Genomic DNA, 24,009 nt, shown 5'->3' with positions numbered 1-24,009 from the left:
GACGATGGGACTGGTGCAGAAGCGAGAGTTTCCGGCAAACCATCCATCATGATCGTCGAAGACGACTACCTCATCGCCATCGATGTCGAGGCTAGTCTTGGCGATGCAGGTTTTGTCTTGGCTGGGATAGCCAGTACAGCCGAGGAGGCCATCATAATTGCGCGCTCGGCTCAGCCTGCGATTGCCCTGATGGATATCCGCTTGCTTGGCAAGCGGGACGGAATTGACGCAGCGTTGGAACTCTACCGGGACTTCGGCATACGGTGCATCTTTGCAACCGCGCACGCTGACCGCGACGTAAAGCTTCGAGCCGAAGCGGCAAGACCACTCGGCTGGGTTCAGAAACCCTACTCTACGGCGATGCTCATCGAAGCCATCCAAAGGGGTTTGCAGGAGCTCGACAACAAAGGCTGAGCGTCACGACCGGCAGCCAGTGCTGGCGGAGCCCTGGCTTTGAAATTAACCGACGCAATCTTCGTTGCAGTCGCGAATTGGTACGCTCCAAGCTGGCCGGCTGATCTATTGGGACTGTACGCATATAGACCACCGAAATCCATTTTGCCTGGCCTGACAACCCAGAAGGCCTGGTGTCTCAGCCAATTAACTGGGCCTACAATCATTGGCTGCTCGGACTTGTCGCGGGGATTTCCGATATGAGCTTCTTCGGCGAAGCCGCCGAACGCTGTCTCGACATCGTCGCACGCAAACACGCCCGCATGGAAGGACACCTTACGGTGGACGTCGCAGAGTGGGTTTAGCCAATCTCCCGACCGTCAATATCGGCCCGTGGTGGGCCGACTACCATAGATCGCTGGAGAGGCTGCACACCGGCTATGCGTGTTCGATGTCCTGCCCGTCTCTCGGCGATGTCTGCTCCAGGCTGCTCGCCCTCGTTCTGACCGGCGCTTTTTCGGTCGGCAGTTAGAACCCGGGGCCGTTCGCGCACCCCGAGGCTCCCGGCTTGGCCGAGTCCTCCTTAGCTTCTCAGCGCCGGCACGGAGCCGCTCTTCTTGAATGGATGCCGTCGACGACCGCTTTCCAGACGCAAGCGAAGGTGCCCCCGTTGCCCGACCTGAACATCGCGGACCGTCAGTCGGAAAGGACCGAGGCATCTGACTCGGCTGCTAGCCGAGCGTGCGAATCGGAACCAAAGTTTGAGGAGCAAGTTTGGCCGTGAATGCCAAAGTTTGGCACAACCATCCAAGGAAGGAGAATCCGATGAAAGTGCAATGCGGGCCGGCGGCAGTTGCCGCTGCTTTGGTCTTGTTGAGCTTGCCGGCGATGGCCCAGACGAGCGGGACACCGGACCTTAAACTGCCAACGCAGCAGTCTGGATCCACGCCGCCCCCGGCCCCACCGGACATATCGACGACCAGACGCGTGAAATGATGCGCCAGATGATCGACGAGATGTTGCAGGAAAAACAGCAGGGAGATGGCGGTACCGAAGGAGGACCTCCGCGCCGCAAAGATTGGCACCGGGACATCGCACAAGGGCCTCGCGAGGCGGGCAGGATATCTCGAAAGGCTGATCGCATGGGGCCCCGCATGATGTACTTTGCCCGTATGCAAATAATGTTTGCGATAATGGACGCCGACGGCGATGGAGCCCTTTCGCACAGCGAGATCCAGGACGTGATCGGGCGGATATTTGACGCCGTCGACGAGAACGGCGATGGCAGGATTGACCTCGAGGAGATTCAATCCTTCTCACAGGCTCGTGGAGGTGGAGACATGCAGTAGTAGCGCTGCGAACTTGCCTCGTGATCGGGTGACGGCCGCGATTGTATGGTCCACCATGGTGGTATGTTCGCCAGGAAGCGCGATTCCTCGAAACCGCGTCTGGGCCGATACTTTGCCGAGCAGGCATCACCGAACAGGTCCTCGAAATGCGTCAAGCGCCGCCGCAACGAGCGCCCATGTTGGAATTCGAGGCAAAAAAATTGCGCGGGCGCCAAAGCTATCCGGTCTCGGCCCGCCAAGTCCCGGGAACACGGCCGCGAAGAGGACCATTTGTCCACCTGGCCTGCGGCCGGAGGTGGCCATGCGCGGCCTGCGGCAGCTCTCATTTGGCATGAGAAGCCCGGTCACAGGTGAACCGGGGCGGCAAGGACGGCTGATCTGGCGATGAGGCGGAGAGATTCAGACGTTCCCTCAATCCGCCATGCCGGCCTCATGGTGTACTATTGCGTCAAGGATTGCGTTGTACAAACTGACGGTATCTTCCTCGATTTCTGTGCTGCTGATGCCAGCCGCTTTCGCATCCGAAAAAAGCTTCTGGGTGAGTTGGGCAACCGAGCTGACATCCGCCCCGACTGTTTCCGGGACGTTGCTTGATATCCATTTGTGAAGGAAGTTGGTTCCACGCGTGCTCATCGAGAGAACAACCACCAGATGAACAGCGCGCAAGCCCCAACCACAACCGCTGAGACCGCTATCAAAATGCCCCTGCCGTTCTGCCATCCGGGCGGCGGCGGAGGCACCACCTTTTCAGGCTTGGTTCGATCGTCCATTCCGCAACAAGCTGCGGGGAGATCTTAGGTTCCGCTAATCCCGTTTCCCGGAAAAATAACTTCCATGGCTGCCACATATTCAATTTTTCACTCCAGCGAAAGCGCCTTCGGCTCCGACCTGCAGGAGGTGCTAAGGCCGGGTCAGTGAGAACAGCACGCCTGGCGATTTGCTCGCGTCGGCATACCGGCGATTTCTGGCCGCGAACCGCGTATTGCTTGAACACATGACGTCCCTTAATTGCGGTCTCTCAAAAACCTCGCCTCCCGCAGCAATGAATTCCAATCGGGGCCGATGAGCTTGATCAGGTCACGCGCCTGGCGTTCCGAGATGCCGACTTCTTTAGCCAGCCGCCGAGCAAGAAGCCGCATGCCCTGGTCTTCCCGTTCGCTGCCGTCATCTTCCATCGAAACCTCCTACGGCCGAACGTGGCAGCGCTGGTTTGGTTTCGACAGGCAAAAAAAAAACGCCGGCCGGAGCAAGTGGGCGGATTATTATTGCCGAATTTGGCCGCCCTTCTTGACGAGACGCATCACCGCCACAGAACTACCAAATGACTTCAAGGATCGACGCAACTCGCGACCTAATGCTGTCGGATACAGCCGACCTAATTGCTGCTGCAAGTGCGGCCCGGGAACTCTATGGCCCAGACGCGGCAACGGCAGTGGTCTACTGCGGCATGGAAGCACATTTCGCTGGGCGGACAGCCGATTTTCATTTCTGGTTTGATGTTTTTCGCGACCTGATTGAGCCCAAAGCTCACTGAAGCGGCTTGAATAAAGGGCGAGGTACGAGGCCGTTTGACCGCGCGTCCTGGCCGTCTGGAATCCGTTTGGAGCACCGCAAGGACATGCTCCTGGAACTGATTGGGAATGGCCGAAGGAGCCGCGCTCGCTAGCAGCGAAGGCATCCTTCGATGAGAAGTAGCGCGGCCAGCACGAAGCTCTATCGCCGCGCATCACCCGACCTGACGCCAGAACATGGACGGCGTGCCATCGATGCCCGCGGATTAACTATCGAACTACGCGGATTATTGTCGAACTAGAAGCAATGACCGCCAGACCTGCTCGTTGCAAAAGAGGCGAAAGGCTGCCGCTTACGCAAACTAAGGAGCCCTGCAATCTGGACGACGCCGATTACATCATGGCCGCAAGCGGGGTGGCGCGAACCGGCATACTCGGATGCGGCTAGAGTTTCCGGGTTTTCGGCAATCGGGAAAGGCATTTATAGACGCCGGTGGACACCCGCATTGCCCCAGCCCGGCCCTGTTCGGCCTGTCGTGGGTCCACTGAGGAAACCGCCACCCGCGCTGGATCCGGTGATCCTAATTGCCGGCGAACTCGTCGACAGGGCTAAAGCGATGGCGCAGCATTGTTGGATATCGCCCACCGATTGAACCCCGGGCCGCGTCTGACACTTAGCTGACTGCGCGCAGGCGCCGAGACTGAACAAAGAGTTGTAGTCCCTCGGAATCCAACGCATGACCAAAGGCATAGCCTTGCAGTATGTCGCAGCCCAAATCTCCAAGCATCCGTGCGTGCTGCATAGTCTCGACACCTTCTGCTATAATCTCGATACCCAAGGACTTGCCAATCTCAATGATCGACGACACAACCTGCCTTCGTTGCGGAGATTTGACGATTGGAATAATCAGCTGTCGATCTATTTTCAACCGGCGAGGCTGCAGCTTGAGCAGGCTGACTATAGAGGCATAGCCCGTGCCGAAATCATCTATCTCTATATCGATACCGAGTTCCTTTATTTGATTGACGTTCCATGCAATCAAATCATCGCTGCCATCCAGAAAAATAGACTCTACAAGTTCGAACGAAATCGTTCCTTTTTTGATATTTAATTTTCTTAAGCTCTTTATGAGTTCCTCATCTTGAAGACGTCGCGCTGAAACGTTGACCGATACGCGTGGTATATGGAGATTTGCATTGGACCACTTTGCAAAGTCTGAAAGTGATTGGTTCAGTATGGATCGATCGATCATCGAGACGACATTTAACTCGTCGGCAATCCTTAGGAAGGCATCCGGCGCTAAAATTCCCCGCTTTGGGTGTCTCCATCGCGCGAGCGCCTCCACGCCGACGATTTCGAGGGTTTTTGCGTTAAATTGAGGCTGGTAGAAGGCTATGAACTCATTGCGCTCCAGGCCGCCGAGAACTTCGTCGGCAATCCGCTTGGTGTCGACGATCTCGCTTTGCATGACCTCGGTGAAGAAATCATACCGGTTGCGCCCACGCGTCTTTGCTTGGTAAAGCGCGATATCGGCATTCACCAGCAGATGCTTGCCTTCAATGTCATTGTCGTTCTCGACTGCAATCCCCACGCTAGCACCAAAGCGGCATCGGTGGCCTTGGTAGTAAACAGGTTCGCTCATCTTGCTGATGATGTCGTCAGCCAGCAGCCCCAGTTGCTTAGTAAGCTGCACAGTGCACAGGACCACGAATTCGTCGCCGCCAATACGAGCGACGAAGCCCCCCTCCCCTACCTTGGATCGCAGCACGGTAGATGCGTGAACCAGCATCGCGTCACCCGCGGCGTGGCCAAGTGTATCATTGATGTGCTTGAACCGATCGAGGTCGATGTGAAGCAGGCCCACATGACCGCAGTCTCGCCTAGCTTTTGCTGCGTAGTCTTTCAGTACCTGGTCGAGGTAACGACGGTTGGGCAAACCCGTCAGAGAGTCGTGAAGTGCGATATGCTCTATGCGCGCCTTGGCAGACTCGAGTTCTGCATTTTTCGTCTCCGACAGCTGTTTTGCGCGAACCAGGTCGCTGTTGAGCAGGACGTCGGCCGTCACATCCCATTCCGCGCCAATCATCTTGGGCGTCTCGTTTGGGGCTTGGTATATGGTGGCCTTGGATCGGACGTAACGGATTTCACCACCTGGACGGACAATCCGGTACTCCGACGAATATGTTCCGCCGCTGGCCACAGCACTGTTGAAATCTGCGTTGGCGCGGGCCAGATCCAAAGGGTGTATTGCGCCCGCCCAATCCGAATAACCGCGAGGACCTCCATCGCTGGGCTTGCCATATATTTCGTTGACACGATCATCCCACGACAGGTCATTGGTCGCGAGATCATGTTCCCAAACGCCAATGGCTGACGCCTCCAGAGCAAGTTCTAGGCGTCGGGACAATCGACGCAGTTCCGTATAATTGCGCTGCCTTTCACCAAGCAGCCGACCTGCTACCAGGAATGGGATCAGGATCAGCGCCCCGGCCGCGGCCATGATGGTACGCAAAAGCCAAGCGTTGCTGGGCGTCGAAGGCCAGCCGTTTTTGGGGACGGCTGCGATCTGCCACGAGCCGGACGGAAGCAGAACTTCGGCCGTCACCGGATTGCTTTTGCGGATGTCTGCAGAGCCGAAAAATTGAACTCCGCTTGGGCCAAGGGCATCTCTCCCTATGAGCGCGATATCAATCCCGAGATCATCGTCAAACAGGCCGCTCGCTTTGTAAAGGCGCTGCACATCGACGACTGCGGATATGATGCCCCAAAATCTTTCGCTGTTGCCCGCACTCGACACGAAAACCGGAAAACGGCCGATGAAGCCCTGGCCTCCTTGCTTCAGGTCGACGGGGCCGGCAAGAATCAACTTGCGCTCGTCTCGCGCCCTTAGCGCGGCCTTGCGTTGCCAATCATCCTTGCGGTAGTCGAGGCCCATCGCCCTCTCGTTGCCCTTCAGCGGGTACAACAAGGAAACGACCAGATCGGGCGCGCCGGCAATGTTGTTCAATTGTGAGTTTTCGCTGAACAGGTTTCTCGCGAGAGAAGCAAAGCGTTGCTGTCCCATATAGGGTTCCGTCACGACCGTCGCGACCAGTCCATGCACAAGTTGAAGGTTTCCGCTGATGTTACCTTCCAGCTTGGCGCGGATCAGATTTACCTTGACCAGGACATCCGCGCGGGCGGCTTGGTCCGAAACAATTTTGTTTTGATGGTCCGCATATGCTGCGCTGATGGCAATAACCAAGACCGCCATGGCGGCCGGAATATTCACCGAAGAAAAAACGGCATCCTTCATCCCGCCGAACCTAGCGCCGAAAAGGGGCAATGGGGTGGAACTCCCTGTGTGGTTCCGGTGTTCGGATGGACTCGTTGCTCCAACACTAGCGTTCATTGCTTAATTTTAAACTTCACACTCCTGAAAACTTTGCACTTCCGACGTTGATGTCATCTCGGGTCGACGCCGGTCCCTCGACGTTTTCACGCTGCCGACGACACCGATGACAACACTGATATTGATGGGAATCGTCGACAAGCGATTTCGTCACCTGCCCTGACCGCAATCAGAGAAGACCGGCGAAAACGGCACGAACCTGGGCTGTTGTGAACCCCTTATAAGCCGCGCTCCACGGCGCGGCTGGCCTATACGCAAGATTTAGGAAACGGCTACACTCAAGGTGAGGGCGTTCGCCTTGCAAACCAGATCGCCGTCAAAACCCGACCAGCCGGTGCTCGGCAAAGGCGGGTGCCTTCGACTGCGCGTCGTAGCAAGAGCCCTGTGCTCGGAAAGAACCCTGACCGCAGGCGACAGTCGTTTAAGCGGGATCCATACCGTCACATGGTTTTAGGAGCGGCGAGATACGGGATCATACCGGCGCTTCGCTTCGTCGCGCCGATGGAATAGGCCATCGGAATCCTGGGAGAGTTCTTTGGCAAGCCGTACATATTCTTGCCGGCCCTCACCGCAAATGAAAAGTGCTGCCACGAAACCGTGTCATGCTCATTCAGAAAATCGAGCGTGAGCCCAGCTGAAATCAGGGCGTTCACGACATCACTGATGGGATGAATCCACTCATAGTAGCGAGGATGCTTCAAGCGCCGGTCGTCGCCGGTATAGGTAAGTTCCTCGTTCCAGGCGAGCGGCTGAGCTATGGGCGTTCGCCAGTCGTGCTTCAACTCGAGTGCCGCGGCCTTGCGATCACACTGGAACATCAACGGATGACCCTCAGCCATATAGAGCCGACCGCCGGGTCGCAGGAGATCGGCAACCACTCGCGCCCACCGGCCCACGTCGTCGAGCCAGTTTACCGAACCCCAAGTCACGTAAGCGACGTCAAAGGTCCGGCCAAGCGCTTCGACTGCCTCGAATAGCGGCGCTTCCACGAAGCGCACATCGGTGCCTGCCTTGGAAGCGAAATCCCGCGCAGCGGCGATGGCAGTTGATGAAAAGTCGAGGCCGGTCACGCTGCGCGCGCCGAGATTTTTCAAGCTGATCGTGTCGAGCCCAATGTGACATTGTAGATGGATGATATCCTTGCCGACAATATTACCGAGCTCGCTCGTCTCAAGCTCATAGAGATTGGATCCTCCTGCCAGCACGTTTTCGATCTGGTAGCTGCCCGTTGTGTCAGTCGAATGCAGTTCGGCCCGATCATCCCAATTAAGGCGGTTCGTACCCAGAAACGATTCCACACCCCCTCCGATCGTCAGCGCTTGCTGATGCTTGGTAAACAAGTGGTTAATATCTTTGCAGCGAAAGGGCCGTGCGTCAATCTGAGGTCGGTGGACGGTGTGCCAGTTCGCAAAGCCCATAATCGCAGAGACAGCGGCGGGGTCTGAGGAAGGTGTAGGTTGCTCGAACTGAGTTGATGATGATTTAAAAAGCAGGCAGTTGCCGACGCTCGCCTGGCAGTAGTTCTGCAAGCTCGGAAGAGAGCGCCAGCGACATGCTCAACGAGGGAACTGTTTCCGCTCGTCTGCGACGACCCGCGCGGACCTGATCGGATCGGGTCGGTTTGCCTCATCAACAGCGCATTTGAGTGCCCCTCATGCCAACGAGCATCACATGATCGATTTCGGCAAGTCGGCAACGGATCTGAACGGGCCAGCGTAGGCGCGGTTCTCGCCGCCCGTCGATCAGCCCACGCTACCAGAGCTCCAACGGCGATCGCGGTCGCATGGCGCACGGACCACTTACAGCATCGGTATCCCGCCATCGACCACGTATTGCCTGCCGGTCACATATGCAGCAGCATCCGACAGCAGGAACCACGCGAAGGCTGCGGTCTTCGCCTTCCGCGCGGGCCAGAACTTGCGCTCAGCAAGTCGTCTTGGGAACACGAACCCCCCGGGTTCCGCAACGCGAGCCCAGTTCGTCCCCTACCAACCTCTACCCCTGGCACGCCCCCACGGCGGATGCGCCATCCCTTGAAACCTATGGTGCTCGGAGCTTCGGCATCGCAGGTGTGCCGAGGGTGCCACTTAAGGGTGCCCCATCTCTAGATAGAGAGGTCGATCCAGACGGCTGCGCCCGCGATCTGCTAGTGGCGTCCGTCAAGAACTATGCGAGGCATGACCGGGCCTCGCCTCGATTCCCTAGCCCGCCTCGCCATTTTGTACCTGCGTCGGGCCCTGACTTCATCCTCCGCTTGCTTGCGCGATATCTCCACCGCACCAAACGGGATCTTTTCTGGCATTCGATTGTCGTTTGAATTTCGAGTGGCCGTCATATTGGTTCTCCGTTGTGGAAGCCGAACTTCGAGTTTGCGGAAGTGTTCCCTGCGGCGCGGGATCGATGCCTCGGGAGCACTAGGTAGCGCGGACAAACCTGATCCACCGTCTGATCGTTGCGAGTTGAACGAAGCCGAGGAAGCTTGAAGCCAGCTTGTCGTATCGGGTGGCGGTGCGGCGGGAGTGCTTGAAGCGATCGAAGAAGCGCTCAATGCGATTGCGCAGCCCGTATGTCGCCTTGTCGACCGGGCGCTGAACTCTGCGGTTCGACTTTGTCGGGATCACCGGGCCTGCGCCGCGCCGCTCGAGATCGTCGCGAATGTCGTCGCTGTCATACCCCTTGTCGGCCAGCATCGCGGCCGGATCGGGCGCCTCCTCCTGCATGAGGTCCCCGTAGGCGGCCATGCCCGACGCCTGCCCGGGCGTTAGGCAGAAGCCGATAGCACGGCCCTGCGCATCCGTTCGGGTATGAAGCTTGGTCGTGAGCCCACCGCGCGAAGGGCCAATAGCATTTCTGTGAATCCCCCTTTTCCGCCGGCTGCGTGCTGGTGCGCCCTCACGATCGTGCTGTCGATCATCTGCATGTTGGTGTCGGCCGCGTCGCTTTCGGCAAGGGCTGCTACCATGACGTCCCAGATGCCGGCTTCCTTCGACCGGCGATACTGGCGCTGAACTGAGTTCCTGTTGCCGAACTCGGCCGGCAGATCACGCCAGGCCGAGCCCGTCCGCGTGATCCAGAAGATGCCGTCCAGCACCTTGCGATGATCCTGCGGACGCCGGCCGCCTCGAGAGCGGTTCTCGATCAGGAAAGGCGCGAAGAACGCCAATTCCGCCTCGTCCATCAGTCCTCGAAACAAAGCTGCCCTCCTCAAAGATCGGTGTTGAATGACGCGTCGGGTGAGATGGGTATCCCGTTGATCTGCGCGACCTACGCGGGCTGAAAAGTTCTTTTCGCGAACCTCCTGACAGAGGGCTGTCAGGGAGACTGTGCGATATTCTCTGTCTAATGCCGCTCAACAGGAGGGTTTGGATCCGACGGTCCGGTAACTGAATACGCGAAGGACATGGAGCTTTATGGGTGGCTCATTGGAAGCTGGGAAATGGAGACGATTCATCATCTCCATGACGGCACGAAACACAGATCGACGGGGGAAATCCATTTCGACTGGGTACTCGAAGGCCGTGCGATTCAGGACATCTGGATCAGGCCCAAGCGCCCCGCTCCATCCACCATGTATGGCACGACCTTACGCGTTTTCGATCCTGAGATCGGTGGTTGGCACATCATTTGGAGTGACCCGCTCAACCAAGATTACCCGCGCCGGATCGGGCGGGCAGAGGGCAAGGACATTGTTCAGCTGGGTGAGGATTCACGCGGGCTCAAAGCGCGGTGGCGATTCACAGAGATCACTGCAAACACCTTCCATTGGGTTGGCGAAGAGCGCTCTTTGGAGAGTGACCCCTGGCAGATCACGTTTGAACATTTTGTCCACAGAACCTAGTTGACCAACACCGACGAGCAAGATCGGGAAACAGAGCGGCGACGTGGCTGGCGACGGCAGATCCAGGGCGGACATATCATAGTTAAGTGACGGTGCAGGAGCAGGATGCGATAGGGGTGCTCAGCGGCTCCCTTAAGCTGCTGAACAAAGGCAGCGGCTTGCGGAGGACTACAGCATGCGCATGCATCATCCAGCAGACATCGCCATTTATCCAACCGATCTCGAACTGCTCCAGCGGGTTCTTATCCGGTATTGTTCAGAGAGACGGTGCAGCCTGGATTCCGCCATGGCCAACGACGCAGCATGTGAGCTGATGGCGCTGTTTCAGGCCGGCATCGAGGACGAAGGCGAACTCGAACGCATCATTTCCCGTCATGACATGCCGCTTCGGATGGTGGGTTAGGTCCCCTCCTGCCCTGTAGTGGGCATGCTGTAGGGTTCAGGCCGCACCGCGCGGCTGGCAGGTTTACCCCACCCGCCCCCCGCAAAAAGGGCGCCGGCCACCTTGGCTCGGCGCGGGTGCGAGCAAATTGTTTGCAAGAACAGCCTACATCGAGCCTCGGTACCGGGTAGCCTCAATCCATAGTGCGAGGGCAATAGCTGGCGACCGCCCCTTAACTTCCAAATCGCGACCTCGATAGCCGCCAGCCGCGATCCATACTGTCTTTGAACGCTGGTAGATTGTAATGCCCCGTGCGCTCGCCCAAGCGCACAGGTCTGCAAAATCTCGCTTCATGAATTCCCCACACGCAGCAATCGGAACGCTATAAACTGCGAAGGTGGAGGTATGTTCCACGATGCAAAAAGAGCCCGCCACCTTTCGGCGGCGGGCAATCAGCGGGAACACAGCACTGAATGGGAACAGTGCGAGGGCCCAACATCGCCAGCTCGAAATCGTTCCATGCTTCGGCAGGGATCATGTAGCGGTTGCTTGACGAACTTGCCGACGTTCGCCGGAAGTCAAGGATGCCGCTGCCCTCCGCGCGCTTTCCTAGCGGATGAAAGCATAACCGCTAGGCTACTATGCCAATGGCAAATCCCTTGCGCGGCAGATCGTCGATCTCCGCTTCATGTCTTGGCCAACGCGTTCATTTGCCCTGGCGCTGGCTATTTCGATTCCACGCCTTGCTCCGACTCAACGCCGATTGTCGCCGTCACATAGACCGCATCATGATCCCAATTGTTCGTCTTGTCGGGAGCTTTGACGATAGCCTCTCGGTTATCCCTGTCGGTTATCCCTGTCTTTTTTCCTTGCGGGGCGCGGGTCTCGGTATATCGGGCGATTATTTGGCCCATATGTTCCTCTTAGGAATGGCTGGATCCCACCGGTCCGAAAACCGCATCAGCAGATTTAAGTTCTCCTACCCCCTCAACACACGCCAGATGTCTGACAATAGGAGTAACGAGCGACGCCAACGCGGAGTCGTCATGGGTGATCTTGGCGGGCTGACGCCTGAAGAGAAGTCGGTAGGCTAGATCCCGGCATGCCCTACAGCCACCCTCAAGACGCGGTTACGCCTGTCCCCGACGCTCAACATCCAATGTGTCCGCTTTCGAAGCACCAAACAATATTTAGCCTCTGGCAGGTTCCTGTCATGAATTGAGAGACGATTGTCTGCTTTGCGCCAGCTCTCGACAATGCGCAGTTCCGGGGGCTGAAGCTGTGAGGGAACAGTTTGCCGGCTACGGGCCGCCCACTGGCGAAATAGTCCAGATCTTGATCTCTCCGTCCAGTCGTTCGAAGCGGTGCGGACAGCCTCTCGGGACGAAAATGACGTCGCCAGCGGTGCACTCCATAGCCGCATCATCGCACCGCAACACGCCGAAACCAGCGACCACGACATATACGGTCTCCCGAGAACCATCGTTAAGCCGGCCATTGTCTGCATGAGTTAAGCCACGAACATCCAGCGCAACCAGCTCGCTTGGTCCGGTCACGCCGATGGTTTTGCAGGCTTCAACCCAAGGCATCGGTTCCGCCGCTGCGGTCAGATTGATCGGTTTTGATGGCCTAGATGGCATCTCTATCGGCTGCTCACCGCCGGTAATCCTCATCAGATTAGACCATTGACCCGTCGCCCCGCCTCGCTTGCCGGCTCCCGTTTGGCTCGGTCCAAATGCAGGTAGCTAGCCTCGTATTGAGCGGCTTTGCGCAGGCCTATAGGGTCAAGTACAGTCCACGTCGTGCCATCAATCGCGATGAGATTTTGCTCGCGAAGCTGCTTCAGCATCCGATTGACGTGAACAGGTGTGAGGCCTGTCGCGTCCGCCAGGTCCACTTGGGTAATCGGGAATTCAAACTTCTGGTCAACGATGTCGCCGAAAGCCCGCATGCGCACGAAAATTTCATATATCAGAAATCCAATGCGCGAATAGGCGTCGCGCCTTCCCTCATCGATAATGCGTTCGCGCAACACTCCTTCGTCCTGAAGCGTGTTCCACCAGAAGGCGAGCGCGATACTAGGGCGGTTGAGAAGCAGTTCCTTCATGCGGGTGCCTGAGATCGACGCAACCACGCTCGGCGCCAGAGTCCCGATGTTGTGGTCCATCGCGTCCAGGATGAATATCTCGGAATCGCAGGGATCTCCCGGCACAAGGAATGCCATGATCTGACGCGAGCCGTCCTCGAGGAGTTTATATCGACATGCAAGCCCGGAAAGCACTACGTGGATGTCTTTGGAGTGCTCACCCTCCCGAATAATGTCTTGGCGGGCACCATAGCGTTTCTGTCGCTCTGACGTGAGTTCGTTGATGAGACACTTGTCGTCCTCGGAAAAATCGGAGAACTGCACCAGCTTCTTGAGCAACGGACTATCCATGGGGACCCTCCTGATCATGGGATGCAGGAAAAAGCCGATTCGATAGCTTTGGTTCCGCCAGGGCGATCTTGCTGCAAGCTTGATCCAGTTAAGTTCGATAGCCGCCATCATCGCGCATACCGGCGTCATGACCAGCGAGCGGCCGATCTTTAATCCTGGCGACAAGAGGCGGTATTCAGCCTCAAACGTCTCGAAAAATAACAATGAATCGCGTCGGCAAGGGTGCGCTGCTAATCGGCTCACCGCCACCCTCATTGCGGTCGAGAATAACGTGCTTACCAGCATCGCAGGAACGAACGAACGTCTGCATCGCTCCGTGGGGATCATGACTATCAGCACGGAACTGATCGCGATCTCTCATCAGGCGCTCGCGCGTTCGAGAGATCTGCTCAACAGGCGCCAGCCGGCATGACCGATGTTCGCGAAAATCGAGGTTCCGGTTGTGGCCAATGCTGCTGGGCCGCGCAGAGCGGAGATGTCGAATTATCCAAGCGATTAGATATTGACCGGCGCGGCCGCTTCCGGGGTGAGACGAATCCCGGCCGGCCGACTTGCCGCGAAAAAACAGACGTAACGCCGCCGGACCTCTGGGAAAGCTGCGAGCCTTCGAAAGCTGCTTCCTCATTGTCCTGGAGCGATGCCCACCCGCACTACGTGAATTCGACGGCGGCCGCCTCAGATTCCCATCGACATACCGAGCTGGCCACTTCAGAGGCCTCAGGTTGGGATTGCATGTCGAAATATGTAATGCCGACAGCACAGCGCAGGAGTTGACGTTGGAGGTTCCATCGTTGATGGCGAAGTCATGGTCCCGAGATTAAGGACTGTTGACTTCAAGGCGCTGCCCAACGCCATCACTCAGCGCTAGCATGGTTGGCGAAACGAACTGTACGAGTCCGAGGCAGTCAGTCTTTGATGAGGCCGAAGGTTCGTGAAAGCAGCACTATGCCCCTGTTCTCCAGTCGAATGGACCATTGTCCTTCATATTGATCGGATGGCCTCCCTTCAAAGTGATGAAACCAATAACACGGATTGCTCTCCCGCTTCAGATATACGTGCTCAAAAATGTACGCGGACATCTTCGTAGTGCCATCGTCAAGCCTCTCAGGCCAAACTACTACATGGTCGATCTGCAATCTCTCGCCCGAGGGCGGAGCTGGACCCGGCACCTGATGACCAAACGCGATGCCTGCTTGCAGCGGCATGCGGCCGCCTCTGAAGGCAATGGTTTTGGCATGAGCAATCCAAGTGTTTCCCTCGCTGGCAGACTAGCGACAGGCCGATCGGTGATCGGCGTGGAGTGCATACGGTATACGTAAACGTTGGCTACTCGCCATTCGTCAAGAACTGTCTCAATTACATCGGGCTAGAGCTTCGTCATTTCAGCAGCTATTGACGGCTTCATTCATGCGGGAGTCGATGCCCAGCTCGGCAAGGGCCGGCAACAAGAGCACGCAGTGACGAAGCAGGACCTGAAGTCCAGCCAGCGAGATTCGCCGAACAACTTTTTCGCAACGAGAGAGGGGCGACTGGCAACCCTCCACGGCGGCAGTGCCTACTTGCGGATGATCCAGTTTATCAAGGCTGGTTCGATCTGTTTGTGGTCGGTAAATTCCAGGATCAGGCTTGTAGCCAGATCGCGCCATTTGTCTTCCGGCACTTTGGTTTCCAAGACAAGTTTTTTGAACACTTCGCGCAGAATGTCGCAATCAAATGCGGAGATGTCGCTCGGTGCCTTTGCCGCTTTTCCGATGAATGCGGAGCACGATCCCGGCGGGCGATCTTTCTGCTGCTCATGAAGGCGCTTCAAGAGTTGGCGCGAGGCTTCGACGGCTTTCCGGGAAAAGCTCAGGCTCCGGTGAAGTTCGTCAATCTCCCGTCCGGTACGCCGAACACTTAACCGCGCAGCCTCGATAAACGTTCGAGTGGTATCTGTTTGCGTGGCCATCATCGCCATTCCTCCCCAGCGATGTTTGTCCAATCTAGGCACATTTGATGGGTCAGTTCAATGCCGACGCCAGCGGAATTCTTGGGTGCCGGCCTGTAGGATCTTGAGCAACCGTTCTTCGTCGGCCATGTCGCTTGGCAGTCAGCCATTCAGAGCGGGACCGATTGTATGGACGGGCAGCATGATCACCATCGAGCCTGTCGTTTGGGCTATAACGGCTTGCCGAAAACAAGGAACACTCACCAAAACCGCTGCGAACACAATCATGTACCAGGCTGCCGGCCAAGCCACCATATAGTACCCGCCACACGAAGCGAGCGTGGCGGGTACTCAATCGACCGGCGATGAAGGGACTGATGATCGGCGGTCGCCTTACTAATGTGACCACGCCTGCGTTGTTTCACGCGTTCAGACCTTTGCGCTTCGGAATCAGACTTTGGTCGGGTTTGGGCGGTCCGATTTCAAACCGCCTGGCAAGGCGCGCCAGATGTCGACCCCAAGCGGTCACGAGCGATGCCACAGCCACCGCGATTCTGGCGACCTAAAGGCGGCCAATCCCCGCAAGTTTCCGACGACAAGGCTATCACGTTGCGAAAATCCCCGTTCAGCCCGAACCCGAACGGGGCGTGCATATGTGCTGCCACGCCAACCTGGCAATGGATTTGAGTGGCAAGCCAAACGATACCGAGGACGGTCAGCGTGCGCGAGACGCCGTCCTGAATTCATGCAAGCCAGAGAAGCCCGCCATCTGTCGGCAGCGGCGTTCCGCGGCGCGTGTCCCGGCATGCTTCTTTGCTGCTGAAGCTCGGCGCGATCGATTCATCTGAATAGGACGGCGATCTAGTTGGTCAGTTGTAGCACCGTGAACTTTCGAGCGATTTCCTGAAACACGTTGGGCAGTTTGCTAGGGTCGTTAACGGCGTAGTAGTTGCTCGGATCAGTGGCGCATTTTCCGTAAAGCGTTCGGTTGGCCGCCGTGTCGGATTGCAGGGTGATCGTGTAAATCTGGACCTGCTGCGCTTTCAGCTTTTGACAAACGTCAAGGGTCCAGCGATCGACCGTGCGCGCCGCGTCCGTCTGGTTGCTCGAACCGAAGCGGCCCGACGACAGAAAGCCATATGACGTGTAGTCCGATTTTTCCGGTTCGTTGCTGGCTCCAAAGACTACATTCTCGCCGTCAGTCAGCAGAACGACGATCTTGCTCGTGTTGGGTGCCTTCCATGCGGCCCCGCCGGTGTAAGGTGCGTCCGGCGACAGCACCCGCATACCCCAGGAGAGCCCTTCGGAGACATTGGTGCCAGAGCCATTCCATTCTTGCATCTGGGCGGCGGCGGTCCGCAGTTTGTCGAGGTCGATGCTCAACGGGACCACTGGTGTGGGGCAAGCGCGATTGGGACCGACCGTAAGTGGCCCTTTCTTGTCGTTAATCTTTTTCGCTTTCGGGTTCTTGTATTTCGCAATTTTCTTGTCTTTTCCTTTCTTATCCGCGCCGTCCTCAACGTCATCGGAGAGATAGGAGTTGTTGTAGACCTTGGTATCGTTGCCATAGCTGGCCGATGGATCCGTGGCATCGCCGGGGTCATCTGGAGCGAGATAGGGCACGAACAAGGTATCGGCATCAGTCTGGTCCGGCGCGATATCGGAAATGCCGGCACTTCCTGGACGGGCCTCGACGCAGCCCTTCCAGCCTGTGCCCTTCCAACCGGTTCCCTCGGCCAGGTCCCTGAACAGGTCCATGTGATTGACGCGCTTGCCATCGGGCAGCAAAGGGAAGTTGACGCCGTTGGTCGACGACTTGCCATCCATGTCGATCCAAGATGGGTCGAACTCGTCGCCATTGATGTTGACTGCGGTGACAAAGGGGACAAGTGCAGCACTCACCTTGCGGTTGGGTGACTTCGCTCCCTCCAGGCTATCAAGCAGCGCTTTGGTGGCATCCCGAAGAGCCTTGATCTTGGCCCCTGCCATGGAGCCGGTGTTGTCCAGAACGAGGACGACTTCGAGGTTGTTGGTGGCCTCTACCGCGCCCGAGTCAACCTCGATGCGCTGGTTGGCACCAAATAGAAAGGCAAAATTGAGGGCCACATCGGCGGAAGCAACAGCTTTGGTCTTGATGTAGTTCAGACCCTTGTCGACGGAAAAGGTCACTCTCGCATTCGAGAGTTCGCCATGGTTGGCGACGTTCGCCTGAAAATAGCGATCAAAAAGCTGCCTGCGGTCGGCTTCATTATCCGACAGATGCGACGAGGCGAGAGTTGCAGCGTCCAGGGAGCTTTGAAGGCTGACCTTCGCCCGCATTATGGTGGAGACGTCCGTCGCAAAACCCACGGTCGCCAGAATAGCGGGCAACGCCAAGCCCATCAGAAGCGCAAAATTTCCGCTCTTACAACGCCAAAAATCCTTAGGCACAACAACCCCCTGTCAGCCAACCTCTTCCCTTTGCACGAACGTGGTTGATGGAGGATTGAGACAGAGGCCTATCTGTCGGCAAAGCCCCGGCTTGGTTAAACAAGCCTTAGACCGAACCCTGTGTCACGGTGAGGCTCACCTACTCAAACAGCTCGCCAGATGCCTGAACAGTAAGTGGGGACCAGCGACGCCGCCATACCGTCGCACCCAATAGGCCAAGCCCCATGAGCTTTCCAACGGCATCTCGGTAGCATGGGAAAAGCCCCGCAAGCTGTTCCGCGGTCTGTTAATGATCCGGCTGGTCCCGCCGATCGGCTCGCCTCTTTTCGGATCGGCGGCGCACCCGAGAGCGGAAGCCCCACTGAAGGCCGCCTACCGGCAAGATGACGCCACCGGGCGCGCCCTCGGCGCTCGGCAAAGATGTTGCCTAGAAACATCCAAGGATGGATTTGACACTCAAGACATTCCAACTTGCCTTGGGCCCGATATTCGCGCCCGTTTCCGGACTGCTTGAAACCGCAAAATGGGGCGCGCGGATCCCAGGCCGGCTAGTTGAGATGAGCCTGACCGGAGCGAATCTGCGATGCGAGACGCATGATCGTCATCTAGACCTTCGACCGATGGAGGCAGCCGCGGGGGCCCCGGACATATCGACACCGAACCCGGAGAACGCCCCATGACCGGCATTGTATCATCCAGCATTCAGCCGCAGGCACTCAGCCTCCGGCGGCGAACCCACGTGTGTCCAAGGTGATCTTCAACGCCGACAGAGCCGTGCCCAGCAGCGTGCCAGGTCGACAACATCGCCTGGAGGCGCAACGAAGCGGCCGTCGGCATCCATCTCCGCCCTCCCTGGCGACGTCCCAGCCATCGCCGACATCAGCCGCAGATCGAAATCTCCATAGCCGTCGCCTGTGGCCCCCGGATTCCTTCCTCGGGGACTTTCGTACGCCTGCCGGCGCCCGAAACTCTTCGCGAAGACGACTGACGGGTTTGGGCACGTAGCAAAGCTAAAGTTGACGTCTGCCAAACCCACTTGAGTGAGTTCGGCTTATGCCGACGAGCAACTCTTCTGTGCCGGCGATGGGAGTCCTGCGGCTCCGGCGGCCTGTATCGCGCCTTTGCATACATGGAACGCACCGATCACCTGCGGCAAGCCTGCGGGGTGCCGTAACGCAGTGGCCGGCGCGGGTTGCGCCGGGGCGAGGCAGGGAAGCCGTGATCTGTCCGCCGGATCGCTTTCTAGACTAGCAGCAGTGGTTACAAAGTGCGTCTTTGAGATATCGGATGTAGTGGCGTCGAGCTGTAGAAGGTCCTCACGACCTGCTGGGGCATTACTAAGCCGGACTGCGCTCCGGCTATTGTCGCTCGTAAAGGCCACTAGCCCCGATAAGGCGAACCAATTCCGCCTGTCGCCGCGTCCCCGTCTTTTCGAATACGTGCTGCAGGTGAGTGCGCGCCGTGGTTAGGCTGATTTCGAGCTCATCTGCGACCGCCTGTAGCCCCGCGCCGTGTGTAATTGCCATGGCCACGGCCGCCTCGGACGGGGTCAGCCGATAGAGACTGCGCAAGTGTTCCTGCGCCGTCGGAGGCGCGCTGTCTGGATCGGCCAAGAACACGATCGCGGCGGAGCGGCCTGTCACAAACCAGGTCGTCTCGATAATCAGCGGCGTTACCAGCACGCTCAGCGGCCGGTGCGGCTCAGGCCGCGCAAGCGCCATCGCGCCGCCTGAGCCGCCCACTCGCTCCGCGGCCGTGGCGATCAACCGGCGAAATTGCTTGGCATCCGCCGGCTTGGCTGCGCACAACTCCAATAATAAGAAAAATGAGTTTCTCTTATAACAGGATGAGATCAAGCGACGCAAGCGGCGTTATAAGACAGTTGCAGAGATCTTATAACGCCGCCGCATCATCCAGGTCCCGGCGCGAATAGGGACGGAAATAGGGCCTAAGATTTCGCCCGCGCGCGCCATTGGACGTGGCCGCATTGCGACACCTGCGCAACGCCACCTTTCGCACTGCATATAATCTGCACCGCGAAGCTTTGCTTGACATGTCCGCCGGCGCGAATACTGCACTCGGGGAGGGTCAGTATTTCTTCCTAGACGTTCGTCGCGAGGGGATCGTGCTCTACGAGCTCGACGAAGAGCCCCCTGCTAGTAGTCCCGTACCTGCTGGCCCAGATGACGCCCTCCGAGCAGCTGAGGAATACTTCGCTGACCGGCTGCCCCACGCGAGAGCTTCGTCGAAGGTGCGGAAAAGTGGCCATAGCACGCTGTTGGCATAGCCGTTGTGGTAGAGCGTATACTCCTGGCGCGGCAGGGTGAGCGCAGCCGTCTCAATCCTTCCCACGTGTTCAAGGTGGATCAGCGGTTCGTCGCCCGCGGCAGAGTCTTGATACTCGGTGCTTGCTCCAGCCATAGACCGCCACGCTCGGCCAATGCATCCGCGATGCCTACTGCCAGCCAGCCCGCCTGCGCCGGATCGCGGATATTCCCCAGCCGATTTGAGAGGACAACCAGGCGGCGCGGTATGCCACCATTGGCCCGCTGCTTAGCCTCGCTCAACACGGGGTCGCGCACAATAAAACCACCATTTGCAAAACCACCATTTGCTTGCGGGGCCTCGTTATGGGTTTCGTCAGGCCGCGGCAACAAAAGCTCGGTACCAACCAAGCTTACTAGATTTCGAGCCTGCGCTTCGGTGATGCCGGTTTTCTTGGCGAGGAAGCGTGCGAGGATCGTGGTCATCTGCTCGCGATCCGGTTTATTGTCACCCATGCCTGGTCCGCTCGTTGAGGCTGCGAGCAGAAGCTGTGAGAGTGCAACTGGTTCCTACCTGTTATGGGATTTGCTGTGTTGCACTTTCCAGCAGTGCTTCAGTGGCGATCCGGGCCACCAACCGGAAGCGTCACTTTAAATATAGTGCCCTCTTGGTCCGTGCTGACTACTTCGATGGCACCATTGTGGGCCTCGACGATGCCTTTGCAGATTGCCAGCCCAAGTCCTGCGCTGTTCCGGGATGACCGATCGCCTCGCCAGAACCGATCGAAAATATGAGGCATTTGCTCTGGGGCGATCACCGATCCGGTATTCTGGACGGCAATTTCAACACAACCGTCGTGCTCTTCAGCGCGAACGGATATGCTCCCTTGGTCAGGTGTGAACTTCAGCGCGTTGCTGAGCAGATTGCCAACTACCTGAAGGAGCCTGGAGCGATCGGCCATGACTGCGGGGATGTTCGGCATAACGCCAAAATCGACGGCCAGATTTCTGCCCTCCGCGGAGAAATCGAAGCTTTCCCGCGCCTCTTCGATAACCTCCAGAAGGTCAACGGGCTGGCATTCTACCGCGAAGCTTCCCGATTCCAAGCTGGAGAGGTCTAACAGATCGCGCACCAGCCGATCCATTTCGCGAGCGGCGCGCTGGATGAACTCAGCGTAGTTTCTCTGTCCCGATCCTGCCTCAGGCTCCGGCGTTCTTCGCGCGGCACTCATGATGACCTGAATGGGGTTGCGCAAATCGTGCGCCACTATGGCCAAAAGCTGATCGCGGCTTTGCGTCGCCTGTTCGGCGCGGGTTCGTGCCTCGTGCTCCCGCTTGAGCAGCAGCTCCCGTTCTGCCAGCACGGCCCGCAATTCCTCCTCGGCCCGCGCCTTCGCCTTCTTCACTTCTCCGAGCTCGATCGCATAGCGCAGCGCCGCAGCAAGGCGTTCAGCTGTCATTGAACTCTTGGAAAGATAGTCCGAGGCGCCGGCCTTCATGAATTCGACGGCGAGATCCTCATGTCCACGTCCCGTGCAGATGACGATCGGAGCATTAGGGGCAGCCGCTCTGATTTTCTCGATCAACTTGAGTCCGTTGATGTCGGGCAGATAGTAGTCCAGAAGGACGCAGCTATAGCCACTGCTTTCGAGGTACCCCAGCGATTCCGCGCCGGAAGCCGCCTCATCAATCGCAACCGACAAGTCCGTTTGCTGCAGAAGTCGTCGGATCGAGGCTCTATCGGTTTCGTCGTCGTCTATGACGAGCACACGCAGGGGCCGACGCTTGTCGGCGGGAACAGGAATTGGGAGGGGCGGAGATTTCGCCATCACAACCTTCAGGGTAGCTCCACGAGCGACCAAAACTTGTTCAAAGCGGCCATTTTTTCGCAGAAATCTGTGAAGGTCACGGGCTTAACAAGGTATCCGGCAACGTTCAGGCTATAGGCATCGCAAACGTCCTGCTCGTCTTTGGAAGTGGTCAAAACTACGACCGCTGTCGTGCAAAGATCAGGATCCCGCCGCAGTTCTCGAAGGAACTCGATCCCATTCATCCGTGGCATATTGAGATCGAGCAGGATCAGTCTTCTCTGCTTCGGAACCTCACCATTTCGCAATTTCTCCAACGCCTCGATCCCGTCCGACGCCACATAGACCGGATTTGCAACGTGATTCTTGCGGAAGGCGCGCCGTACATTCATGACGTCCACTTCGTCATCTTCAACGAGCAGGATGTTGAGTTGATCACTCACGGTGGCTCACGTCCTCTTGGGTACTCTTCGGCCAAACAAAGCGGAATGTCGCCCCTTCGCCGAGCAAGGATTCGACGGAGACTCTGCCGCCGCGGCGCTCGACGACCTTCTTGACGACTGAGAGGCCGATGCCGGTTCCTTCGACGTCATCTCGCCTGTTGAGAGTCTGGAACATTGCCCAGATTCTATCGTGAAATTGTGGCTCTATCCCAGGGCCGTTGTCTGTGATCGCGAATTCGACGCCGTCATCGACATCGCGCCATTCGATCGCAATTGCGGGATCGGGTCGCACGGCCAAGGTAAATTTGATCGCGTTGCCGATCAGGTTCATGAAAACCTGCTGGAGAGGCACGAGTTCTGCTTCTATCGTTGGCATCCGCTGGGGCCACTGAACTCGCACTTGCTCTGGCGGGTTGAGCAGGTCGACGATCTCGCTTAGAACCGCACCCGTATCTACTTGTTCTTGCGAGCCGTGTTGGCGGCCCGCGCGCGAGTAGGTGAGAATGCCCTCGATGAGCGCAGTCATGCGCCGGACGCGCACCTGAAGGAGGCGCATGTGCTCAATCGACTCTCCCTCGATCTTCTCGCCAAGATCATCCTGCAACCACTCTACGAGATTGCCGATGCCGCGCAGTGGCGCTTTCAAATCATGGGATGCGATGTAGGCGAACTGGTCAAGCTCGCGATATGCCTCCCTTGCGGCCTCTGCCGAGAGTTCTGCCGCGTTGCGGGCTTCCTTGGTCGCATCCAGCGCCTCCTTCAATTCGGCAGCCTGTTCCTGCAGCTTTGAATTAAGTTCCGCTAGCTCCTGACTGCGCAGCAGTGCTGAATCGCGGGTCGCCTGCTCCGCCGCCAACTGCCGGGCCTGCTCTTCAGCTTGGCGCCGCTCGGTTAGATCGCGCGTCACTTTAGCGAAGCCCAGCAGTTCCCCATCCGGCGCTCGCAGCGCGGTGATGACAACATTGGCCCAAAATTGTGAACCGTCTTTTCGAACCCGCCAGCCTTCGTCTTCGAATCGGCCATACTGGCGCGCACTCTCCAACTCGCGCTGCACATGCCCGGACTGAACGACCTCGTTTGAATAGAAGATCGTTATGGGTTTGCCCATGATCTCGTCCGCGGAGTAGCCCTTGATCCGCTCCGCTCCCTCGTTCCAACTCGCAACGCGTCCCTCGGGATCGAGCATGAAGATGGCATAGTCCTTCACGCTGCGAACGAGGAGCTCAAACCCAGCTTCATGTTCGCGTCGGCTTTTTTCGCCGAGTTTGTGCGCATCCGGGCGGCTGTTCATGGCGAGAACCCCATGCAAAATCGCAGCGAACTCACCGGGTCCAGCGTAGAAATGCTAGGGGGCAGACAAAGGGCAGCGGGTTCGGCAGTCATCTCGAATATTCTTGCCGCATGGCAGTTGTCAACTAAAGGGTCAGTTTACTCTACACAAGCGCTGGTCCCAATGCAGCAGGAGGACTCGCTTAGGTGGGTCATAGGTCCTCTTGGAGCGCCGGCAGGCACGGCAATGTGGCGGCGGCAATCGTGAGCCGCGTGCCAGTTTGTCCGCTCGCGATTGGCAAGCCGGCGAATTGAGGTTGAATGAGCTTTGCCTCGCACCGGATCCGCGATATGCCACCGATGCCGGTGGCGGTCATATAGCGCCGGTGTGGCGGCCCGCCGGCGTCTCGAGATCGTGCGCAGGTTTTCGCTCGGCATCTAAATTGTGTGTTCAACGTGGGACTACACGTTGCGGCTAACACGGCCAGGAACACCGTTCGGCTGAGCCGTACCGAGCTGTGCTATCGTTGCGCCGGGTGCGAAACTTCGTCGATCCCTTATTGGTG

21 protein-coding genes and 1 pseudogene are annotated in these 24,009 nt (G+C 57.9%); 8 read left to right on the top strand and 14 right to left on the bottom strand.

Annotation, left to right across the window (positions count from 1 at the left end; all coding sequences use genetic code 11):
• Positions 1–48: 48 nt before the first annotated feature.
• The 4 genes from FJ959_RS13435 (at position 49) to FJ959_RS32605 (ending at position 1,742) form a co-directional block, all read left to right on the top strand.
• On the top strand, positions 49–414 hold the full coding sequence (locus FJ959_RS13435) for a response regulator (protein ID WP_140584665.1): 366 nt from the start codon (positions 49–51) through the stop codon (positions 412–414).
• A gap of 173 nt (positions 415–587) precedes the next feature.
• Positions 588–758 (top strand): hypothetical protein, encoded by a 171-nt coding sequence (locus FJ959_RS31770; protein ID WP_181172032.1) that lies wholly within the window; start codon positions 588–590, stop codon positions 756–758.
• Positions 749–925, top strand: a complete 177-nt coding sequence (locus tag FJ959_RS31765; RefSeq protein ID WP_181172031.1) for a hypothetical protein — start codon at positions 749–751, stop codon at positions 923–925. Before FJ959_RS31770 ends, FJ959_RS31765 begins: the two co-directional genes overlap by 10 nt.
• Before the next feature lie 460 nt (positions 926–1,385).
• Positions 1,386–1,742 (top strand): EF-hand domain-containing protein, encoded by a 357-nt coding sequence (locus FJ959_RS32605; RefSeq protein WP_140584628.1) that lies wholly within the window; start codon positions 1,386–1,388, stop codon positions 1,740–1,742.
• A 411-nt stretch (positions 1,743–2,153) separates the two neighbouring features.
• Here FJ959_RS32605 and FJ959_RS13425 read toward each other — a convergent pair whose 3' ends face one another.
• Both FJ959_RS13425 and FJ959_RS31760 read right to left on the bottom strand, forming a co-directional pair.
• A complete protein-coding gene (locus tag FJ959_RS13425) occupies positions 2,154–2,375 on the bottom strand; it encodes a DUF768 domain-containing protein (RefSeq protein WP_140562268.1) in 222 nt (73 codons plus the stop codon).
• 371 nt (positions 2,376–2,746) lie between these two features.
• Complete coding sequence (locus FJ959_RS31760) at positions 2,747–2,917, bottom strand: hypothetical protein (protein WP_181172030.1); 171 nt, start codon at positions 2,915–2,917, stop codon at positions 2,747–2,749.
• A 146-nt stretch (positions 2,918–3,063) separates the two neighbouring features.
• Between FJ959_RS31760 and FJ959_RS13420 the strand changes: the two genes are divergently transcribed.
• Complete coding sequence (locus tag FJ959_RS13420) at positions 3,064–3,276, top strand: hypothetical protein (protein WP_224704875.1); 213 nt, start codon at positions 3,064–3,066, stop codon at positions 3,274–3,276.
• Positions 3,277–3,927: 651 nt separating this feature from the next.
• Here FJ959_RS13420 and FJ959_RS13415 read toward each other — a convergent pair.
• The 3 genes from FJ959_RS13415 to FJ959_RS13400 form a co-directional block, all read right to left on the bottom strand.
• On the bottom strand, positions 3,928–6,549 hold the full coding sequence (locus tag FJ959_RS13415) for an EAL domain-containing protein (protein ID WP_224704877.1): 2,622 nt from the start codon (positions 6,547–6,549) through the stop codon (positions 3,928–3,930).
• Positions 6,550–7,085: 536 nt separating this feature from the next.
• Positions 7,086–8,174, bottom strand: a complete 1,089-nt coding sequence (locus tag FJ959_RS13410) for a class I SAM-dependent methyltransferase (RefSeq protein WP_224704878.1) — start codon at positions 8,172–8,174, stop codon at positions 7,086–7,088.
• 885 nt (positions 8,175–9,059) lie between these two features.
• A protein-coding gene (locus FJ959_RS13400) for an IS5 family transposase (protein ID WP_224704923.1) occupies positions 9,060–9,823 on the bottom strand; the annotation gives its coding sequence in 2 pieces (ribosomal slippage) (positions 9,060–9,514 and positions 9,514–9,823; 765 coding nt in all).
• Between the two features lie 258 nt (positions 9,824–10,081).
• Between FJ959_RS13400 and FJ959_RS13395 the strand changes: the two genes are divergently transcribed.
• Together FJ959_RS13395 and FJ959_RS13390 are read left to right on the top strand one after the other, a co-directional pair.
• The gene (locus FJ959_RS13395) at positions 10,082–10,483 is read left to right on the top strand and encodes a hypothetical protein (RefSeq protein ID WP_140584629.1); all 402 of its coding nucleotides are present in this window, start codon (positions 10,082–10,084) and stop codon (positions 10,481–10,483) included.
• A gap of 175 nt (positions 10,484–10,658) precedes the next feature.
• Positions 10,659–10,886 (top strand): hypothetical protein, encoded by a 228-nt coding sequence (locus tag FJ959_RS13390; protein ID WP_140584630.1) that lies wholly within the window; start codon positions 10,659–10,661, stop codon positions 10,884–10,886.
• A gap of 1,280 nt (positions 10,887–12,166) precedes the next feature.
• On the opposite strand, the gene FJ959_RS13385 is transcribed toward FJ959_RS13390, so the two are convergent.
• From FJ959_RS13385 to FJ959_RS13360, 5 genes are all read right to left on the bottom strand, one after another.
• Positions 12,167–12,538 (bottom strand): cupin domain-containing protein, encoded by a 372-nt coding sequence (locus FJ959_RS13385; RefSeq protein WP_140584631.1) that lies wholly within the window; start codon positions 12,536–12,538, stop codon positions 12,167–12,169.
• Positions 12,538–13,506, bottom strand: a complete 969-nt coding sequence (locus FJ959_RS13380; protein WP_181172029.1) for a Crp/Fnr family transcriptional regulator — start codon at positions 13,504–13,506, stop codon at positions 12,538–12,540. Before FJ959_RS13380 ends, FJ959_RS13385 begins: the two co-directional genes overlap by 1 nt.
• Positions 13,507–14,857: 1,351 nt before the next feature.
• Positions 14,858–15,253 (bottom strand): hypothetical protein, encoded by a 396-nt coding sequence (locus FJ959_RS13375; protein ID WP_140646494.1) that lies wholly within the window; start codon positions 15,251–15,253, stop codon positions 14,858–14,860.
• A gap of 837 nt (positions 15,254–16,090) precedes the next feature.
• Positions 16,091–17,659, bottom strand: coding sequence for a pilus assembly protein (locus tag FJ959_RS13370; RefSeq protein WP_246679030.1), 1,569 nt, complete (start codon positions 17,657–17,659; stop codon positions 16,091–16,093).
• A 1,358-nt stretch (positions 17,660–19,017) separates the two neighbouring features.
• The gene (locus FJ959_RS13360) at positions 19,018–19,425 is read right to left on the bottom strand and encodes a LuxR C-terminal-related transcriptional regulator (protein ID WP_140584634.1); all 408 of its coding nucleotides are present in this window, start codon (positions 19,423–19,425) and stop codon (positions 19,018–19,020) included.
• Positions 19,426–19,727: 302 nt separating this feature from the next.
• Between FJ959_RS13360 and FJ959_RS32255 the strand changes: the two are divergent.
• Positions 19,728–19,898, top strand: a pseudogene (locus FJ959_RS32255) (nucleotidyltransferase); the annotation flags it as partial.
• Between the two features lie 127 nt (positions 19,899–20,025).
• Here the strand turns inward: FJ959_RS32255 and FJ959_RS31755 are convergent.
• The 4 genes from FJ959_RS31755 to FJ959_RS13335 all read right to left on the bottom strand — a co-directional run bounded on the left by FJ959_RS31755 (position 20,026) and on the right by FJ959_RS13335 (position 23,465).
• A complete protein-coding gene (locus FJ959_RS31755) occupies positions 20,026–20,439 on the bottom strand; it encodes a hypothetical protein (RefSeq protein WP_181172028.1) in 414 nt (137 codons plus the stop codon).
• A gap of 98 nt (positions 20,440–20,537) precedes the next feature.
• Positions 20,538–21,752 carry an ATP-binding protein gene (locus FJ959_RS13345; protein ID WP_140584635.1) on the bottom strand — a complete coding sequence of 405 codons (1,215 nt, stop codon included), beginning with the start codon at positions 21,750–21,752 and terminating at the stop codon, positions 20,538–20,540.
• A gap of 8 nt (positions 21,753–21,760) precedes the next feature.
• Positions 21,761–22,174 carry a response regulator gene (locus FJ959_RS13340; protein WP_140562225.1) on the bottom strand — a complete coding sequence of 138 codons (414 nt, stop codon included), beginning with the start codon at positions 22,172–22,174 and terminating at the stop codon, positions 21,761–21,763.
• The gene (locus FJ959_RS13335; protein WP_140630301.1) at positions 22,167–23,465 is read right to left on the bottom strand and encodes an ATP-binding protein; all 1,299 of its coding nucleotides are present in this window, start codon (positions 23,463–23,465) and stop codon (positions 22,167–22,169) included. The genes FJ959_RS13340 and FJ959_RS13335 overlap by 8 nt, the downstream gene beginning before the upstream one ends.
• Positions 23,466–24,009 lie beyond the last annotated feature (544 nt).

The organism is Mesorhizobium sp. B2-2-4 (assembly GCF_006442375.1).
Classification (GTDB): Bacteria; Pseudomonadota; Alphaproteobacteria; order Rhizobiales; family Rhizobiaceae; genus Mesorhizobium.
The sequence above is the reverse complement of the archived record's forward strand: the minus strand, read 5'-3'. Positions and strand labels throughout refer to the sequence as shown.

Bases quoted from the DNA above. Each gene is read 5' to 3' on its own strand.
- FJ959_RS32605 (WP_140584628.1), top strand. From the start codon at position 1,386: ATGATGCGCCAGATGATCGACGAGATGTTGCAGGAAAAACAGCAGGGA.
- FJ959_RS13385 (WP_140584631.1), bottom strand. From the start codon at position 12,538: ATGAGGATTACCGGCGGTGAGCAGCCGATAGAGATGCCATCTAGGCCA.
- FJ959_RS13435 (WP_140584665.1), top strand. From the start codon at position 49: ATGATCGTCGAAGACGACTACCTCATCGCCATCGATGTCGAGGCTAGT.
- FJ959_RS13395 (WP_140584629.1), top strand. From the start codon at position 10,082: ATGGAGACGATTCATCATCTCCATGACGGCACGAAACACAGATCGACG.
- FJ959_RS13335 (WP_140630301.1), bottom strand. From the start codon at position 23,465: ATGAACAGCCGCCCGGATGCGCACAAACTCGGCGAAAAAAGCCGACGC.
- FJ959_RS13390 (WP_140584630.1), top strand. From the start codon at position 10,659: ATGCGCATGCATCATCCAGCAGACATCGCCATTTATCCAACCGATCTC.
- FJ959_RS31755 (WP_181172028.1), bottom strand. From the start codon at position 20,439: ATGGGTGACAATAAACCGGATCGCGAGCAGATGACCACGATCCTCGCA.
- FJ959_RS13375 (WP_140646494.1), bottom strand. From the start codon at position 15,253: ATGATGGCCACGCAAACAGATACCACTCGAACGTTTATCGAGGCTGCG.
- FJ959_RS13425 (WP_140562268.1), bottom strand. From the start codon at position 2,375: ATGAGCACGCGTGGAACCAACTTCCTTCACAAATGGATATCAAGCAAC.
- FJ959_RS13420 (WP_224704875.1), top strand. From the start codon at position 3,064: ATGACTTCAAGGATCGACGCAACTCGCGACCTAATGCTGTCGGATACA.
- FJ959_RS13345 (WP_140584635.1), bottom strand. From the start codon at position 21,752: ATGGCGAAATCTCCGCCCCTCCCAATTCCTGTTCCCGCCGACAAGCGT.
- FJ959_RS13415 (WP_224704877.1), bottom strand. From the start codon at position 6,549: ATGAAGGATGCCGTTTTTTCTTCGGTGAATATTCCGGCCGCCATGGCG.
- FJ959_RS31760 (WP_181172030.1), bottom strand. From the start codon at position 2,917: ATGGAAGATGACGGCAGCGAACGGGAAGACCAGGGCATGCGGCTTCTT.